Origin of the sequence: Pseudomonas sp. 1 R 17, from assembly GCF_900067035.1 — a bacterium.
Classification (GTDB): domain Bacteria; phylum Pseudomonadota; class Gammaproteobacteria; order Pseudomonadales; family Pseudomonadaceae; genus Aquipseudomonas; species Aquipseudomonas marginalis.
On record NZ_FKLB01000056.1, the window covers coordinates 95,557 to 112,547 of the forward strand.

A 16,991-nucleotide genomic window follows, 5' to 3' on the forward strand; every position below is an offset into this window, starting at 1 on the left:
CCCCTTAGAAACTTTGAGAAATGCGCAGTGCCACGGTGTAACCCTCGGCACGGTTGCGGGCATCGGTTTCCTTGTAGGCGTGCAGCCAAATGGGCGGCAGGCCGGGCTTGAAGTAACTCACGGCCGGCCCGACAGCCAGCACCCGCGCCCGGTTGCCCGATTGCAGCCCTGGCGCGTCGTCATCGCTGAACTGACGGTAGTAGTAACCACCCAGGCCCAGGGTCCACGGCCCTACATGCTGGCCCACGGCAAATTCGTGGCGGTATTCGACACCGTTCTTGTAGTCGGTCGCGGGGTTGCGGGTATTGACGTCAACCTCAAAGCTGGAAGAAACCTCGAAACCACTGTCGGTGATGTAGGTGGCGTTGACGATCGGCGAGAACGTCCAGTGATTGAGCCCTGGGGAGATCAAACGATTCTTGTCGTAGTCACCGGTGGGCGCCTGGATCTGCAGTTGCGTGTTGATAAACAGGTTCGGCGACAGATTCCATTGCAGGATCACCGGCAGAAACTGCATGTCGGCCATTCGAAACGGATCGGCTTCCAGGCTCAGCGGACCCACCGGTGTGGGCACCTTGACGGAAGCGTCCATCTTGAAAAAAGGTACCACCACGCCGAAACCATAGTTGGCGCCCAGCACCGTGTGATCGGTCATGCGCATGTAGGCGACGCCGATGGACAACACATCCAGTGAGAAGTGGTTGTCGACGGAGCGACCGTTACGGTCCTTCTGCACATTGGCCGAGTAAAACGCCGTGCGCAGCCCCACGGTCCCGAACGGCGTGGCCGGCGGCATCATCCCCGCGCCGAAATCGTACACGCCGACGGCGGTGGTCGGCGCACCGTTCTCGGTGGCCTGGACACTGGCACAGCAACCCAGCAGCCCCAGGGTGAACAGCGTCATGCGTGTGGCGCTTGCATTATTGTGGTGAATCATCGAATGCCCCTCCCATCAAGTGGTGTGGGCCATCCTAGTAACGCGCAGAGTGCGGCGGTTATCCGTTTTCAGCAGAGTTGCGTGCGACGCAGGGTCTGGGAAGGGCTTTCGCCGAACATGGTGCGGTAATCGCTTGCAAACCGGCTCAAATGCCAGAAGCCCCAGCGCGCCGCCACTTCCTGTACGCCGTGGGCTTGGGTGCTGGTTCGCAGTTCGCGGCGCACCGCATTGAGGCGCAGTGCCCGCAGATAGGCCACCGGGTTGATGCCCAGGGTCTCCTGAAAACAGTACTGGAGTTTGCGCCGACTGGCGCCGATGTGGTTGCACAGGTCGAGGATCGACAGCGGCTCGTCCAGGTGACTCAATGCATATTCGCGGGCGCGATCGACCATCCTTTTGCGCGCCGTGGGGTTGAGGGGTGGCGCCTGGTCCGGGGCGATCAACTCCAGCATATGCAGCATCACCGCATCGCGGATGCCGCGGCGGATCGAGTCATGCCCGAGCACGGCATCACAGCCCGCCAGCTCATCGAACAACGCCGCGAGGTCACGTTGCACGGATGAATCACCCAAGCGGTAACACCTGGGAAGATCGGTAATTCGAAATTGAATGCCCTGGCACTCCAGCACATGTTCCAGGGCGTGCTCTTCGATGGCCACGCCGAGCAGGTCCAAGTGCTGTGGAGTGTGCAGCTCGGGCAGGTTTTCACCGTGGGCCACCAACAGGCTGGGCTCGTGGATCGGATGCCCCGAGCAATACACCGGGCCGTCGGCACTCAAGGGAATGCTGAAGGTGATCGCACCTTTCCAGGCCACACCACTCTTGACCATGGCCTGATTAGAGCGGTCGCGCACCAGTTGCATCCAGTCCGAGCGGAACTCCAGCAACTCACCGGCAAAGGAGCCGGGTGACAACTGATCGTAGCGAACCTGCCAGCCGCCCATATTGCGAGCGTGCTCATCGATGTCGCTGGTCAGGAAACGCTGGAGGGGTAACGCCGGTGGAAGCACCACCGAGGCCGCAGGCATCAGTACATTATTATTGTTCATTGACCCAACCTTTTTCAGTTGCAAGGCTTACAGGTCGTATCGCACGCAAGTTCCATTCCGAACCCGGGGCAGCTCGTGCATGTGTGCCGAAAATGGATAGTGAGGATGTGCGCCCGCGATGCCAGCCTCGGGCAAACACGTTCACCTGTTAATGATTTTTTTACCTTCAAGGCTTGATGTTTTTCAGCTCATTGAGCAAGTCCAGCAACTGCTGCATTTTCTCCGCGCCAAACTGCGCTTCGATTTTCTGGTAGTTGCTTTCCATGCCCTCGCTCATGGAGACGAAACACTGCTGGCCGCGCTCGGTGAGGCCCACGAACACCCGGCGCTGATCCTGGCTGGACTTCTGCCGGCGCACCAGGCCGTCGCGCTCCAGGCGGGTCAACACTCCGGTCATGCTCGGTTTCAAGATGCAGGCCTGCTGGGCGAGCTGGTGGCTTTCGAGTTCGCCCTGCTGGCGCAGGATCCGAATGACCCGCCACTGTTGCTCGGTCAGTGCATGCTTGTTCAGGGCCGGGCGGAAGAACGCCATTGCGGCTTCACGGGCTTGCAGCAGGGTCAGTGTCAGCGAAGGTCTGGGGTTGGCCATATCGGCACCAATTGGATGGGCGAGTCGGCAGCTTAGTGTCGCCGGCCAACCGCTGCAAGCGGCCTGGGGGCTGTGAAAAGTACAATCGGTTCGGCGTAAAAGCCATTCTGTTGCACCGCGGCGATGCTCATGATGATCCGCACAAGATCAACAAGACCTACCTTATGCCTGGCTCAACGCAACCCCGATTGGCGCTGGCGGTACTCCCCCGGAGTGAGCTGGGCGTAACGCTGGAAAAAACGACTGAAATAGGCCGGGTCCTTGAACCCCAGCTGATAGCAGATCTCGTTGGCCGAGCTGCCGGTAAACAGCAGCAGGCGCTTGGCTTCCTGCATCAGGCGCTCCAGGATCAGGCGCTTGGACGGCAAGTCGGCAATGCGTCGGCACACATCGTTGAGCCGTGCTTCTGTCACCCCAATGCCCTGGGCATACCGCGACAACGGCCAGTGTTGCTGGTAGTGCGCTTCGATCAGCTCGTTGAAGCGGTGGAAGATTTTCAAGTCTTCGTGGCGGGCGGGCGTGGCTTTCAACGAGTTCGAACACAGCCGCAACAGGCTGATCATGATCAACCGCGTCAGGCTATCCAGGGCTGCGCTGCGCCCGGAACGCTGGGCTTTTACCTCTTCGCGCAGTTCCTCGAACAGATAATCCAGGCGGCGGATATCGCCCGCGTATTGCGGCGCCAACTGCGTCAGGGCGACACACGCGGCCGGCAATTGCACACCGGCCGGCGCCAGGCTGGCGTCGGCTTCGATCAGTTGCCACACCAGTTGCTGACGCACCGTCAGCACATGCCCGTCACTGTCGGCCTCAGTCACAAACGAGTGCGGCACCGTGGGTGGCGTGAGGAAGAACATCGGCCCGGACTCGACGTATTGCTGGTCGTCCAGGTACACGCGCACGGTGCCGCTTTTTACGTAGTGAACCTGGAAGAACCGGTCATGCCGGTGAACGGGCATGTTGCGCCCGAAAAAATCCGCCAGGTTGGCCAGCTTGTCGTAATGGACTTCGGCGTCGCTGTAGCGCTGGTCGTACACCTGGCCAATGTTGATGTTCGGGATGGGTTGACGGTCGCTCATCGCACGCTACTCGTTTTTATTGTGATTGCCCTGATGCAGCGGTGCTCACCCTGCAAGCACCCCGTGGACAGTCTACACCCTTGACGATAGTTAACATCTTAATTATAACTGTTAACACATTAACTAAATGCAAGGCCGCCATGGCCCTGCCAGGAGAACCCATGAGCCGTGCCTTGCATGACATCGCGACCGGCACCCTTTTCGGTGTCGCGCTGAACTACCAGGGGTTGCTCAAGCAGCGCCTCGCCGAATTCGAACAGCCGCCGTACCAGAAACCGCCGGTCAAGCCGGTGCTGTTCATCAAGACGCCCAACACCCGCAACCAGCACGGCGCCGAGGTGGTGCATCCCGGCCAGGGCGAACGCCTGCAACCTGGGCCGGCGTTGGGGGTGGTGATGGGCAAGAGCGCCAGCCGCGTCAGCGTAGATGAAGCCCTCGACTACGTGGCCGGCTACACCCTCGTCAATGAGTTCAGCCTGCCGGAAGACAGCTACTACCGCCCCGCCGTCAAAGCCAAATGCCGCGATGGGTTCTGCGCCATCGGGCCCGAGCTGATACCCACAGGGCAGGTGTCGAACCCGCACAATCTTGCGATCACCCTGTACGTCAACGGCGAGGTTCGCCAGCACAACACCACGGCCAACTTCGTGCGCAATATTCCATTGCTGATCGCCGAGATCAGCGAATTCATGACCCTGCACGCGGGCGATGTGCTGATCACCGGCACGCCCGAAGGCCGGGTGGATGTGCAGCCCGGCGACACCGTGGAGGTCGAGATCAGCGGCCTCGGCCGCCTGGTCAACCACATCAAGGCAGAGGAGCTCTCATGAAACACGCCCGTATTCGCTTTGAAGGTGAAGTCCATTCGGTACAGGTCGAAGCTGAAAACGCCGTGCGCCTGGCCGACGGTCGCCTGCTGGCCGAAGACCAGGTGCAATGGCTGCCACCGGCGACCGGCAGCATGTTCGCCCTGGGCCTGAACTATGCCGACCACGCCGCTGAACTGGCTTTCAAGCCGCCGACCGAACCCCTGGCCTTCATCAAGTCCGTGGGCACGTACACCGGCCACAACCAGGTGACCTGGCGCCCGGATAACGTCGCCTACATGCACTACGAGTGCGAGCTGGTGGCCGTCATCGGCAAGCCGGCGCGCAACGTCAAGCGCGAAGACGCCCTGGATTACCTGGCGGGCTACACCGTGTGCAACGACTACGCCATTCGCGACTACCTGGAAAACTACTACCGACCCAACCTGCGCGTGAAAAACCGCGACGCCACCACGCCCGTCGGCCCGTGGATCGTCGATGTGGCCGATGTGCCGGACCCGAGCAACCTGAAACTGCGCACCTGGATCAACGGCGAGCTGCGCCAGGAAGGCAGCACCCAGGACATGATTTTCGACATTCCCTACCTGATCGAATACCTGTCCAGCTTCATGACCTTGCAACCCGGCGACATGATCGCCACCGGCACGCCCGAAGGCCTGGCCGACGTCGTGCCTGGCGATGAAGTGATTGTGGAAGTCGAAGGCGTAGGCCGCCTGGTTAACCGAATTGTCAGCGAAGCGGCGTTCTTCAGCGCCCGTAAAGAGGCTTGAGCAGCATGATCAAACATTGGATCAACGGCCGTGAGGTCGAAAGCAAAGACGTGTTCGTCAACTACAACCCGGCCACCGGCGAAGCCATCGGTGAAGTCGCCAGCGGCGGCGCCGAGGAAGTCGCGCAAGCCGTGGCGGCGGCCAAGGAAGCCTTCCCGAAATGGGCCGGCACCCCGGCCAAGGAACGGGCGCGCTTGATGCGCAAGCTCGGCGAACTGATCGAACAGAACGTGCCGCACCTGGCCGAACTGGAAACCCTCGACACCGGCCTGCCGATTCACCAGACCAAAAACGTATTGATTCCCCGCGCCTCGCACAACTTCGATTTTTTCGCCGAAGTCTGCACGCGCATGGACGGCCACAGCTACCCGGTCGATGACCAGATGCTCAACTACACCCTGTACCAGCCGGTGGGTGTCTGCGCGCTGGTGTCGCCGTGGAACGTGCCGTTCATGACCGCCACCTGGAAAACCGCGCCGTGCCTGGCCCTGGGCAATACCGCGGTGCTGAAAATGTCCGAGCTGTCGCCGCTGACCGCCAACGAACTGGGGCGCCTGGCGGTGGAAGCCGGGATTCCAAAAGGCGTGCTCAATGTCATCCAGGGTTACGGCGCCACCGCTGGCGATGCCCTGGTGCGTCACCCCGATGTACGCGCGATTTCCTTCACCGGCGGCACCGCCACCGGCAAGAAAATCATGCAGACCGCCGGGCTGAAAAAGTACTCCATGGAACTGGGCGGCAAGTCGCCAGTGCTGATCTTCGAAGATGCCGACCTGGAGCGCGCCCTCGACGCTGCGTTGTTCACCATCTTCTCGTTGAACGGTGAGCGCTGCACCGCCGGCAGCCGGATATTTATCCAGGAAAGCGTGTACCCGCAGTTCGTCGCCGAGTTCGCCGCGCGCGCCAAACGCCTGATCGTCGGCGACCCCCAGGACCCGAAAACCCAGGTCGGCTCGATGATCACCCAGGCCCACTACGACAAGGTCACCGGTTACATCAAGATCGGCCTTGAAGAAGGCGCCACCCTCCTCGCCGGTGGCCTGGAGCGTCCGGCCAACCTGGCGGCGCACCTGAGCAAAGGCCAGTTCATCCAGCCCACGGTGTTCGCTGACGTGGACAACTCCATGCGTATCGCCCAGGAAGAGATCTTCGGCCCGGTGGTGTGCCTGATCCCGTTCAAGGACGAAGCCGAAGCCTTGCAACTGGCCAACGATACCGAATACGGCCTGGCGTCTTACATCTGGACCCAGGACATCGGCAAGGCGCATCGTCTGGCCTATGGCATCGAAGCGGGCATGGTGTTCATCAACAGCCAGAACGTGCGCGACCTGCGCCAACCGTTCGGCGGCGTGAAGGGCTCCGGCACCGGCCGTGAAGGCGGCCAGTACAGCTTCGAAGTGTTCGCCGAGATCAAGAACGTGTGCATCTCGATGGGCAGCCATCACATTCCACGCTGGGGCGTGTAACCCGGACACAACAACGCGTCCTATAGGAGCGAGCTTGCTCGTGAAGAATCCGCAGGCGCCGCCGGCTAACAGAAGTGCTGCGTTATCGTTGATGTTTTTCGCGAGCAAGCTCGCTCCTACAAAAGAATAAATACTCAGGAGAATGATCATGGGCGAAGTAGTTCTGGCAGCAAAGATCTGCCACGTACCCTCGATGTATTTGTCGGAGCTGCCTGGCAAGCACCACGGCTGCCGCGAAGCGGCGATTGCCGGGCACAAGGAAATCGGTCGGCGCGCCCGCGAGCTGGGCGCCGATACCGCCGTGGTGTTCGACGTGCACTGGCTGGTCAACAGCGCCTATCACGTCAACAGCGGCGAGCACTTCAAGGGCATCTACACCAGTAACGAACTGCCGCACTTCATCAAGAACATGGCGTACGAATACCCCGGCTGCCCGGAGCTGGGCGAGCTGATCGCCGCCGAGGCCAATGCCGCCGACGTGCGTACCCTGGCCCACAACATCCCGAGCCTGGAGCTGGAATACGGCACCCTGGTACCGATGCGCTACATGCACATGGGCGTACCGGACGAGCAGACATTCAACGTCGTTTCGATTGCCGCCTGGTGTGCCTGGCATCGCCTGCAAGACAGCTTCACCTTCGGCGCCGCCGTGCGCCGGGCCATCGAGAAGAGCGACCGCAAAGTCGTGGTGCTGGCCTCGGGTTCGCTGTCGCACCGCTTCTCCGACGACCGCAATGCCGAAGCCAATATCCATAACTGGACCCGTGAATTCGACAAGCAGGTCGACCTGCATGTGGTGGAACTGTGGCGCCAGGGCCGCTGGAAAGAGTTCTGCGCCATGCTCCCGGACTACGCCGAGCATTGCTTTGGCGAAGGCAAGATGCACGACACCGCCATGCTCCTGGGTTTGCTCGGCGGGCCGGACTACGACAAGCCGGCCGAGATCATCACCGCGCCCTTCGGCAGCTCGGGCACCGGGCAGATCAACGCCATTTTCCCTGTTTGACCGCATGGCCGCGCGGCATCCCCGCGCGGCCTGAAGGAGCCGTTCATGCCTCACTTCATCGCTGAATACACTGACAACATTGAACAGCAGGCGGACCTGCCGGGCCTGTTTGAAAAAGTCCACGCCAGCCTGGGCGCCAGCGGCGTGTTTCCCCTGGGCGGCATCCGCAGCCGTGGCGTGCGCCTGGACACCTGGCGCATGGCCGACGGCAAGCATGACTACGCGTTCGTGCACATGACGTTGAAGGTCGGCCATGGCCGCGACCTGGCGACACGGCAGCACGTCGCCGAGCGCCTGTTCGAGGTCATCACCCAGCACTTCGCCGATCTTCAGGCCCAGCGCCTGCTGGCCTTGTCATTTGAAATGATCGAACTGCACGAGCAGCTCAACTTCAAGCAGAACAACGTGCATGCGTTCCTCAAGGCGCAGGTCGGTTAAGGCGCCCTGCCCGTTCACACCCTCGGCCTCTCAGATAAAAAGTATAAAACCATGAGCACAGCCCATACCGCCGACAACCTCGGCCAGGTCGCACGCGACCGCACTCACAGCACCATCACCTGGCGGCTGATGCCGTTGTTGCTGATCTGCTACCTCTTCGCCCATCTCGACCGCATCAACATCGGCTTCGCCAAGATGCAGATGAGCGCGGACTTGAACTTCAGCGACACCGTCTATGGCTTCGGCGCCGGCCTGTTCTTCGTGGCCTATGCGTTGTTTGGCGTCCCCAGCAACATGGCCCTGGACCGTGTCGGCCCCAGGCGGTGGATTGCCACGCTGATGGTGGTGTGGGGCGTGCTGTCGACCTGCATGTTCCTGATCGACGGCGCCATGGGCTTCTATGTGCTGCGCTTTTTACTGGGGGTGGCCGAGGCCGGTTTCTTCCCGGGCATCCTGGTGTTTCTGAACCGCTGGTACCCGGCCGGGCGTCGCGCGCAAGTCACCGCCCTGTTTGCCATCGCAGTACCGATGGCCGGGGTGATCGGCGGCCCGCTTTCCGGCGGCATCCTTGAACACTTCCACGACCTGGGCGGCCTGCGCGGCTGGCAATGGATGTTCGTCATCGAAGGCGCCCCCGTGATTCTGCTCGGGCTGGTGGTGCTCAAGTGCCTGCCGGACAGCTTCGAGACGGTCAAGTGGCTGGCGCCGGAACAGAAGCAACACCTGCGCGAGCAACTGCACCAGGAAGAACACCGCAAATCCATCACCTCGTTCTCCGCGATTCTTCGCAACCCACAGGTGTGGCTGCTGGTGGCGGTGTACTTCGCGGTGATGCTGGCGGTCAACACCCTGGCGTTCTGGATGCCGACGCTGATCCACGGTGCCGGCATCGGCAGCGACGGCAAGGTCGGCCTGCTCAGTGCGGTGCCGTACCTGGCCGGGTGTTTTTTCATGATTGGCTGCGGGCGCTCATCCGACCGCCAGCGTGAACGCCGCTGGCACCTGTGTGTGCCCTTGCTGATGTCGGCCGTGGGCATTGCCATCGCCGGGCTCGCCCCCGCCAACCCGGCCGTGGTGCTGGGCGGCCTGATCGTCGCCGGCATGGGCGCCAGCGCGGCGTTGCCGATGTTCTGGCAACTGCCTCCCGCGTTCCTCTCCAATAACACCCAGGCCGCCGGGATCGCCCTGATCAGCTCGTTCGGCAGCATCGCGTCATTCTTCGCGCCCTACCTGATCGGCTGGATGCGCGACACCACCCAGAGCGCCAGCCTGGCCCTGTACGTCCTGGCGCTGCTGATTGCTCTCGGTGGCCTGCTGGTGCTGCGCACCCGGGCAGCCATCGTCAACCCTCAATAAGAGACTCTTGCCATGCTTGATCAATCGCTCATTTTGCAAGCCGCCGCGCGCCTCGACCAGGCCGAACGTTCACGCGAACAGGTGCGTCAGTTTTCCCTCGATCACCCGGCAATCACCCTCGAAGACGCCTACGCCATCCAGCGCGCCTGGGTGGAACAGAAAATCAGGGACGGGCGCAAGCTGGTCGGCCACAAGATCGGCCTGACCTCCCGGGCCATGCAGGTCTCGTCCAATATCACCGAGCCGGATTTCGGTGCGCTGCTGGACGACATGTTCTTCGATGAAGGCACCGACATCCCCTTCGAGCGCTTTATCGTGCCGCGCGTCGAGGTGGAGCTGGCGTTTATCCTGGGCAAACCGCTGAAAGGCCCGAACGTGACGGTGTTCGACGTGCTCGACGCCACCGAATGGGTGATCCCGGCACTGGAGATCATCGATGCACGCATCCAGCAGGTCGACCCGCACACGAAGGCGACCCGCAAGGTCTTCGACACCATCTCCGACAATGCCGCCAACGCCGGCGTGGTCATGGGCGGGCGGGCCGTGCGCCCCACCGAGATCGACTTGCGCAAGGTACCCGCGGTGCTCTACCGCAATGGCGTGATCGAAGAGTCCGGCGTCTCCGCCGCCGTGCTCAATCACCCGGCCAAGGGCGTGGCCTGGCTCGCGAATAAACTGGCCGCCTATGACGTCACCCTGCAACCCGGACAAATCATCCTGGGTGGCTCCTTCACCCGTCCGGTGGCGGCCAACCCTGGAGATACCTTCCATGTCGACTACGACATGCTGGGTTCGATTGCCTGCCGATTCGTTTAACCGGAGAGTGCTCATGGACATGCCTGTCAACACCTTCAAACATCGCCTGCGCAGCGGGGAAGCCCAGATCGGCCTGTGGCTGGGCCTGGCCGATGCCTATTGCGCGGAACTGGCCGCCAACGCCGGTTTCGATTGGCTGCTGATCGACGGCGAACATGCGCCCAACGACCTGCGCGGCATGCTCGGCCAGCTCCAGGCCGTGGCGCCCTACCCCAGCCAGCCGGTGATTCGCCCGGTGATCGGCGACACCGCGTTGATCAAGCAAGTGCTCGACATTGGCGTACAGACCTTGCTGGTGCCCATGGTGGAGAGCGCAGAACAGGCGCGTACGCTGGTGAAAGCCATCCATTATCCGCCCAAGGGCGTGCGCGGCGTCGGCAGTGCGCTGGCCAGGGCTTCACGCTGGAACAGCATTGCCGGTTACCTCGACCACGCCGATGAGCAGATGTGCCTGCTGGTGCAGATCGAAAACCGCGAGGGCCTGGCCAACCTGGAGGCGATTGCGGCGGTGGAAGGCGTCGACGGGGTGTTTATCGGGCCGGCGGACCTGAGCGCCTCGATGGGCCATCGCGGCAACCCCGGCCACCCCGAGGTGCAGGCCGCCATCGAAGACGCCATCGCGCGCATCCGCAACACCGGCAAAGCCGCCGGCATTCTCAGCGCCGACCAGGCACTGGCCCGACGCTACATCGAACTGGGTGCGGCGTTCGTGGCGGTGGGCGTCGACACCACGGTGCTGATGCGCGGGCTGCAAAGCCTGGCAGCGGCCTTCAAGGATTCACCGGCGCCTGACAGCGCGGCCGGCGGCGTCTACTAACGTAGCAGCTGCCGAGCCCCGGCGAGGCTGCGTCGGCCGCGACTCGATCTTGAATCGGCAGCGCGCCTGACGCAGCCTCGCTTGCGCTCGGCAGCTGCTACGAGGGTAGACCGTGGCATTCGTAGCAGCTGTCGAGCCTCGGCGAGGCTGCGTCGGCCGCGACTCGAGCCTGAATCGGCAGCGCGCCTGACGCAGCCTCGCTTGCGCTCGGCAGCTGCTACGGGGGGAGACCTTGGTGGGGGGTTGGCATTCGTAGGATTTGCGCGGTGTTGGATAAGACGGTATCCACGGGGGGTAGTTTAACTAGCGCTTGAGGGTTTTCAGTTCGTTGAGCAAGGTCAGCAACGTCTGCAACTTCTCCTCGCCAAACCCCGCCTGCAAGCGCTGGTAATTGGCTTCCATGCTCTGGCTCATTGAGTCGAAACAGGCTTGCCCCTTCTCGGCCAGCCGCACCAGCACGCGGCGTTGGTCCTGTTGCGCCTTGCGCCGCTCCACCATGCCTGCCGCTTCCATGCGCACCAGCACCCCGGTCATGCTCGGCTTGAGAATGCACGCCAGCTCGGCCAGGCGGTTGATCTCAAGCTCCTCATGCTGGCTGAGGATCCGAATGACCCGCCATTGCTGCTCGGTCAGCCCGTGTTGATTGAGCGAAGGGCGAAAAAACCCCATGGCGGCTTCACGCGCATGGAGCAAAGTGAGGGTCAGGGATTGGCGCGGTTTGGACATGGATGGCGGCGTCGCAATTGGTTAACAGATTAACAACATTCTAGCATTGGCGATTGTTGCCCGTGTGCGGCTTTACCGCGCGGCCGGATTCAGGGTTGATGATTGGCAGCCACGGTCAAGAGCGGCGGCACACAGAATCAAGACACCTACCGCTCGGAAGGCACTTAATACACCCCAACAGGCACAGAGCTTCGTGTCGGCTCTGCAGTGAGTTTCCCTTCACTTTTCCAGGCTGCGCCATGATCAATATCGAAACGCCGACCTACTACTCGGCAACCAAGAAATACAACCTCAGCTTCCCCACCCTCGAACAGGACGTGGAAGCCGATGTGGTGGTGATTGGCGGCGGTTTCTCCGGCATCAACACCGCACTGGAACTCGCCGAAAAAGGCATCACCAACATTGTGGTGCTCGAAGCGCGCTACCTGGGTTTCGGCGGCACGGGCCGCAATGGCGGGCAGATCATGGCGGGGATCGGCCATGACCTGGAGAAGATCAAGCAACAAGTCGGCGACGAAGGCCTGCGCCAGATCTTTGAAATCAGCGAGCTGGGCGCCGGCATCATCAAGGATCGCATCGCCAAGTACGCGATCGACGCCGATTTCTGCCACGGCTACGGCTACATGGGCTTCAACGCCCGCCAGGAAAAAACCCTGCGCGCCTGGGAGAAGGACTTCAAGTCGATCAACACCAAGGACGAAATCCGCTTTATGGCGGGGTCCGAGGTCAAGCAGATCATCGGTTCCGACGCCTATACCAGCGCGCTGCTGCACATGGGCGGCGGGCACGTGCACTCGCTGAACCTGCTGCTGGGCGAAGCCAAGGCCCTGGCCGGCCACGGTGTGCGCATCTTTGAGCACAGCCCGGCGCTGGAAGTCAGTTATGGCGAACGCATCACCGTGCGCACCGGCCGCGGCTCGGTCAAAGCCTCCAAGTTGCTGTGGGCCTGCGACAGTTTCCTCAACAAGCTGGAACCGGAACTGCACAAGACCACCGTCAATACCTATGCCTTCCAGTTGATGACCGAGCCGTTGTCGGACGAGATGATCAACCGCATCAGCCCGATACGCGGCGCCTACAGCGATATTCGCCCGGTGATCGACTACTACCGGGTCACCAACGAAAACCGCTTGCTGTTCGGTGCCGCCACACCTTTCGTCGAGCACATCCCGCTGGACCTCAAAGCCTGGAACCGCAACCTGATGCTGAAGATTTTCCCCTACCTCAAGGACGTGAAGATCGACCTGGCGTGGGGCGGGCCGATGGCAACCGGGGCCAACCTGTTCCCGCAGATCGGCACGCTCAGCGGGCGCCCGAATGCCTTTTATGTGCAGGGCTACGCCGGCTTCGGGGTCACGCCCAGCCACATCATCTGCAAGGTCTTGGCCGAGGGCATGAGCGAAGGCTCGTCGCGCTACGACCTGATCAGCGCGGTCAAGCATGCGCAGATCCTGGGCAAGGACCATATCCGCCCGCTGCTGCTCACGGCCGGCAAAAGCCTTCATCAACTTTCGGGCTATTTCAACGGTCGCCGTTGAGCCCCGCTGTTTCATTCACAGGAGAACTGCCATGCCCGTTACCACCCTGAAGAAAGACATCCAATTATCGGACCTCGATGCCTGGGGCACCGTTGCCGACCTCGGCTCCGAGATCCTCGAAGGCGAAGTCAAAGCCTTTGGCAAAATGACCTTCGGCGCCCCGACCGACGCCGTCAGCAGCGCCTATTTCGGCACCACCCAAGGCAAGTTCCGCATGGTCTACCCGTTCGCCGAACAAGCCACCGTGGTCACCGGCGAAGTGGTGCTGACCGACGAAAGTACTGGCCAGAGTACCCGCTACAAAGCCGGCGACAGCTGGTTCGTGACCAAGGGCACGCCGGTGCTGTGGGAGGTGGTAAGCGAGAGTTTTGTGAAGCACTATTTCGCGGTAGTCTGATCGCTCCCCTCTGCCGGCTTCGGCCGGCAGCGTTTGTTCCGGCGCAGGTGACTGACCATGCACGCCATCCCCGCTCAGGAAGTCGCCGGCCATTGCCTGCAGGCTTTCACTCAACTGGTGCCCGCCAGCCAGGCAGCGTTCTATTGCGTGGACCGCCAGTTGCAGGCCCGTGATTTCAGGCTGCAAGGCATGAGCGGTGAGATGCACCGCGACTACCTGGACAACTACCGCCAATTCGACCCGTTGCAACCGCGCAATTGCCTGTCCAGCGGGCTGGCGGTGGTGCCGCTGGGGTTCGCCATGGCCCGCCAGCCCCTGCGTGACAGCCGCCGCTATCAAGACTTCCTGCAACGCTACGGTGTGGTCGATGTGGTGGAGATCGTCGCCCATCGCGCCGACCAGCCCCAGGCGGCCATCTCCTTGCTGCGCACGGCGGAGCAAGGGGTGTTTACCTCCGACCAACTGGCTCAGCTCAATGCCTTGCAGGCATTGCTGCAAATGGCGGTGGCCAATATGCAGCCCTGCGACGATGCATTGGCCGGTCTCACGCCCAAGGAACGCCAGATTGCCTGGTTATTGCGTCAGGGTGCGAGCAACAAGCAACTGGCCCTGGAGCTGGATGTCGGCCTGCCGACCATCAAGACCCACTTGATCCACCTGTTTCGCAAAACGGGTGTGAGCAGTCGTACCGAACTGGTCGCCGCGCTGTTTCTTTAAGCCGCCTCAACCCTTTGGTTGATAGGCGCGCCAGGTTGCCAACCGCATGATCCGGGGTGTCCATTCCCTCAACCGGAGCCATGCAATGACCACTTCATCCGACTGGATCACCGTAGGCGCCCTCGCCGATGGTTTTGCCCCCGACGCGTTTATCCTGCCCAACCTTGCCGACCTCAACGGCAAGGCCTTCACCCTGCACTTCGCCAACGGCTGGCAGATCGAGCATCGCTTCGACACCGAGCAGCTGCACTGGCACGCCGCCGACGGTCACTCCAGCGGTTCGGCCGCCTACCGCGCCACCTCGGTCCGCCCGGGCCTGTACCTGGTCGACTTCATCAAGCATGAAGCCGGCCAGGCCTGGTCCATCAGCCTGGTGCTGGACACCACCACGTCGTCGTTCACCGCCGTGATCGGGCGCATGCCGGACCGCGAACAAACCGAGCAAGGCCTCTACAGCCGCGCCCTGGCCGGCAAGGCCCTGACCTCGGTGGACGTGGACTTCCTGCACGGCAGCCTGGATCAACCCTGGCAGCCGGGCCAATGCCCCCACGCGCCCACCCAGGAACTGACCGGCCTGCGCAATCTGTATCGCTACAGCCCCAGCGAAGTCTACGAGCACATCTACCTGAACGATCAGTTCTATGCCTGGCAATGCCTCAAGGGCGTGGAGCAAGGCCTGTGCGATACCGATCGCTGCCACTACTACAAGATCGCCGATCAGCTGTACCTGTTCGTCTGGCGCGAAAAGATCATCCCGACCCTCGGCCTGGTGCTGATCGACCTGCAACAGCACCGCAGCGACGGCAAGATCTTCGGCTATGCCGGTGCGTCGTTCGATGAGCTGTCGAACTTTCCAGTCAGCTCCTACTGCCAAGTGCTCAACCGCACGGAGTATCCCGATGCCTGATCCACGCACCGTTGTCATCACCGGTGCCGGCACGGGCATCGGTGCCGCCTGCGCGCGCTTGTACGCCGCCGAAGGGGCCAACCTGGTGCTCATCGGCCGTCGCCGCGAGCCCCTGGAGCAAGTTGCGCAGGACACCGGCGGCCTGGTGTTGGTCGGCGATGCGGCCTGCCCGGCCACCTGGGAGCGTTTCGTTGCGCAGATTGGTCAGCGCTACGGCCGCCTCGATGTGCTGCTGGCCTGCGCCGGCGGGCATGGCATGGGCAGCGCCACCCAGACCAGCCCACACACCTGGGAGGCGGCCTTGCGCAGCAATCTGGACAGCGCGTTCTACAGCGCCCGCGCCTGCCTGCCGCTGCTGATCGAAAGCGCCGGCAATATCGTGCTGCTCGGCTCCATCGCCTCCCTGGCCGCCGGACCCGAAGTATGCGGCTACACCACCGCCAAGCATGCGCTGCTCGGGCTCAATCGCTCCCTGGCGCGGGACTACGGCCCACGCGGTGTGCGGGTGAACGCGGTGTGTCCCGGCTGGGTTACCACGCCCATGGCCGACGAGGAAATGCAGCCGTTGATGAGCTTCCACGGCGACACCCTGCCGCAAGCCTATGCCCGCGTATGCGCCGACGTGCCGTTGCGGCGCCCCGCCAGCGCCGAGGAAATCGCCAAGGTGTGCCGCTTCCTGGCCAGCCCGGATGCCGCGATCATCACCGGGGCCAGCGTGGTCGCCGATGGCGGTTCGAGCATCGTCGATGTGCCCACACTGGCTTACGTCCATATGGAGCGTGCACATGCCTGAAGACTTGGATTTCAGCGGCAAGACCGTGCTGGTCACCGGCGGCGCCCAGGGTATCGGCCAGGCCATCGTCGAGGCGTTCGCCTGGCGTGGCGCCCGCGTCATGATCGCCGACCTGCGCCTGGCACAAGCCCAGGCATTGGCCGAGGGCTTGCGTGCGCGCGGCTGCCGGGTCGAGGCCATCGCGCTGGACCTGGCCGAGGCGACGGCGGTGTTCGAAGGCATCAAGGCTATAGAACAGGACTGGGGCCGCCTGGATATCCTGGTGCACAACGCCGGCTACTTTCCGTTGACAGCGTTCGCGCAGATCACCCCGGCCGTTCTTGAACGCACGCTGGCGGTCAACCTCTCGGCCCTGTTCTGGCTGACCCAGGCCGCCTTGCCGATGTTTCAACGCCAGGGCGGTGGCTGCGTGCTGGTCACCTCATCGGTCACCGGGCCACGGGTTGCCTATGCGGGGCTCAGCCACTACGCGGCGTCCAAGGCCGGGGTCAACGGTTTTATCCGCAATGCCGCGCTGGAGCTGGCGACTTACCAGGTACGCGTCAACGGCGTCGAGCCAGGGATGATTGCCACGCCGGCCATGGATAACCTGGGCGACAGCCAGGTCAATGCCGACATCGCCAGCCGCGTGCCCCTGGGACGCCTCGGTGCCGCTCAGGATATTGCCGGGGCCATGCTGTTCCTGGCCTCCGACCTGGCGACCTACATCACCGGGCAGACCATCGTGGTGGACGGCGGCTCGACGTTGCCAGAGGTGAAGTGA

Annotated in this window: 19 protein-coding genes; 14 read left to right on the forward strand and 5 right to left on the reverse strand. The window is 62.6% G+C overall.

Annotation, left to right across the window (positions count from 1 at the left end):
• Positions 1-4 precede the first annotated feature (4 nt).
• The 4 genes from BFP99_RS20060 to hpaA all read right to left on the reverse strand — a co-directional run bounded on the left by BFP99_RS20060 (position 5) and on the right by hpaA (position 3,654).
• Positions 5-937 (reverse strand): SphA family protein, encoded by a 933-nt coding sequence (locus tag BFP99_RS20060; RefSeq protein WP_065923963.1) that lies wholly within the window; start codon positions 935-937, stop codon positions 5-7.
• 68 nt (positions 938-1,005) lie between these two features.
• Positions 1,006-1,986: a helix-turn-helix domain-containing protein gene (locus BFP99_RS20065; RefSeq protein WP_065923962.1), complete on the reverse strand. Its 981-nt coding sequence runs from the start codon at positions 1,984-1,986 to the stop codon at positions 1,006-1,008.
• 166 nt (positions 1,987-2,152) lie between these two features.
• A complete protein-coding gene (gene hpaR / locus BFP99_RS20070; protein WP_027603497.1) occupies positions 2,153-2,575 on the reverse strand; it encodes a homoprotocatechuate degradation operon regulator HpaR in 423 nt (140 codons plus the stop codon).
• Between the two features lie 173 nt (positions 2,576-2,748).
• A complete protein-coding gene (gene hpaA / locus BFP99_RS20075; RefSeq protein WP_027603496.1) occupies positions 2,749-3,654 on the reverse strand; it encodes a 4-hydroxyphenylacetate catabolism regulatory protein HpaA in 906 nt (301 codons plus the stop codon).
• A 161-nt stretch (positions 3,655-3,815) separates the two neighbouring features.
• On the opposite strand from hpaA, the gene BFP99_RS20080 reads away from it, so the two are divergent.
• From BFP99_RS20080 to hpaI, 8 genes are all read left to right on the forward strand, one after another.
• Complete coding sequence (locus tag BFP99_RS20080; RefSeq protein ID WP_065923961.1) at positions 3,816-4,484, forward strand: fumarylacetoacetate hydrolase family protein; 669 nt, start codon at positions 3,816-3,818, stop codon at positions 4,482-4,484.
• Positions 4,481-5,251 carry a fumarylacetoacetate hydrolase family protein gene (locus BFP99_RS20085; protein WP_065947990.1) on the forward strand — a complete coding sequence of 257 codons (771 nt, stop codon included), beginning with the start codon at positions 4,481-4,483 and terminating at the stop codon, positions 5,249-5,251. Before BFP99_RS20080 ends, BFP99_RS20085 begins: the two co-directional genes overlap by 4 nt.
• Before the next feature lie 5 nt (positions 5,252-5,256).
• Entirely contained in the window at positions 5,257-6,717 is a 1,461-nt protein-coding gene (gene hpaE, locus BFP99_RS20090; RefSeq protein WP_065947991.1) for a 5-carboxymethyl-2-hydroxymuconate semialdehyde dehydrogenase, read from the forward strand.
• Positions 6,718-6,865: 148 nt separating this feature from the next.
• Complete coding sequence (gene hpaD / locus BFP99_RS20095; RefSeq protein ID WP_053139655.1) at positions 6,866-7,723, forward strand: 3,4-dihydroxyphenylacetate 2,3-dioxygenase; 858 nt, start codon at positions 6,866-6,868, stop codon at positions 7,721-7,723.
• Between the two features lie 45 nt (positions 7,724-7,768).
• Complete coding sequence (locus BFP99_RS20100; protein WP_065947992.1) at positions 7,769-8,161, forward strand: 5-carboxymethyl-2-hydroxymuconate Delta-isomerase; 393 nt, start codon at positions 7,769-7,771, stop codon at positions 8,159-8,161.
• A gap of 51 nt (positions 8,162-8,212) precedes the next feature.
• On the forward strand, positions 8,213-9,517 hold the full coding sequence (locus BFP99_RS20105) for an MFS transporter (protein WP_065947993.1): 1,305 nt from the start codon (positions 8,213-8,215) through the stop codon (positions 9,515-9,517).
• 12 nt (positions 9,518-9,529) lie between these two features.
• Positions 9,530-10,333: a 2-oxo-hept-4-ene-1,7-dioate hydratase gene (gene hpaH, locus BFP99_RS20110; protein ID WP_065923956.1), complete on the forward strand. Its 804-nt coding sequence runs from the start codon at positions 9,530-9,532 to the stop codon at positions 10,331-10,333.
• 13 nt (positions 10,334-10,346) lie between these two features.
• Entirely contained in the window at positions 10,347-11,150 is an 804-nt protein-coding gene (hpaI, locus tag BFP99_RS20115; protein WP_065947994.1) for a 4-hydroxy-2-oxoheptanedioate aldolase, read from the forward strand.
• Between the two features lie 303 nt (positions 11,151-11,453).
• On the opposite strand, the gene hpaR (BFP99_RS20120) is transcribed toward hpaI, so the two are convergent.
• The gene (hpaR, locus tag BFP99_RS20120) at positions 11,454-11,876 is read right to left on the reverse strand and encodes a homoprotocatechuate degradation operon regulator HpaR (protein WP_027603487.1); all 423 of its coding nucleotides are present in this window, start codon (positions 11,874-11,876) and stop codon (positions 11,454-11,456) included.
• Between the two features lie 239 nt (positions 11,877-12,115).
• Between hpaR (BFP99_RS20120) and BFP99_RS20125 the strand changes: the two genes are divergently transcribed.
• The 6 genes from BFP99_RS20125 to BFP99_RS20150 all read left to right on the forward strand — a co-directional run bounded on the left by BFP99_RS20125 (position 12,116) and on the right by BFP99_RS20150 (position 16,991).
• A complete protein-coding gene (locus BFP99_RS20125; RefSeq protein ID WP_065923954.1) occupies positions 12,116-13,414 on the forward strand; it encodes an NAD(P)/FAD-dependent oxidoreductase in 1,299 nt (432 codons plus the stop codon).
• A gap of 31 nt (positions 13,415-13,445) precedes the next feature.
• Positions 13,446-13,811 (forward strand): cupin domain-containing protein, encoded by a 366-nt coding sequence (locus BFP99_RS20130; RefSeq protein WP_065923953.1) that lies wholly within the window; start codon positions 13,446-13,448, stop codon positions 13,809-13,811.
• 57 nt (positions 13,812-13,868) lie between these two features.
• A complete protein-coding gene (locus BFP99_RS20135; protein ID WP_065947995.1) occupies positions 13,869-14,528 on the forward strand; it encodes a response regulator transcription factor in 660 nt (219 codons plus the stop codon).
• Between the two features lie 85 nt (positions 14,529-14,613).
• The gene (locus BFP99_RS20140; protein ID WP_065923951.1) at positions 14,614-15,435 is read left to right on the forward strand and encodes a molybdenum cofactor biosynthesis F family protein; all 822 of its coding nucleotides are present in this window, start codon (positions 14,614-14,616) and stop codon (positions 15,433-15,435) included.
• A complete protein-coding gene (locus BFP99_RS20145; protein WP_065947996.1) occupies positions 15,428-16,228 on the forward strand; it encodes an SDR family NAD(P)-dependent oxidoreductase in 801 nt (266 codons plus the stop codon). Before BFP99_RS20140 ends, BFP99_RS20145 begins: the two co-directional genes overlap by 8 nt.
• Entirely contained in the window at positions 16,221-16,991 is a 771-nt protein-coding gene (locus BFP99_RS20150; RefSeq protein ID WP_065947997.1) for an SDR family oxidoreductase, read from the forward strand. Before BFP99_RS20145 ends, BFP99_RS20150 begins: the two co-directional genes overlap by 8 nt.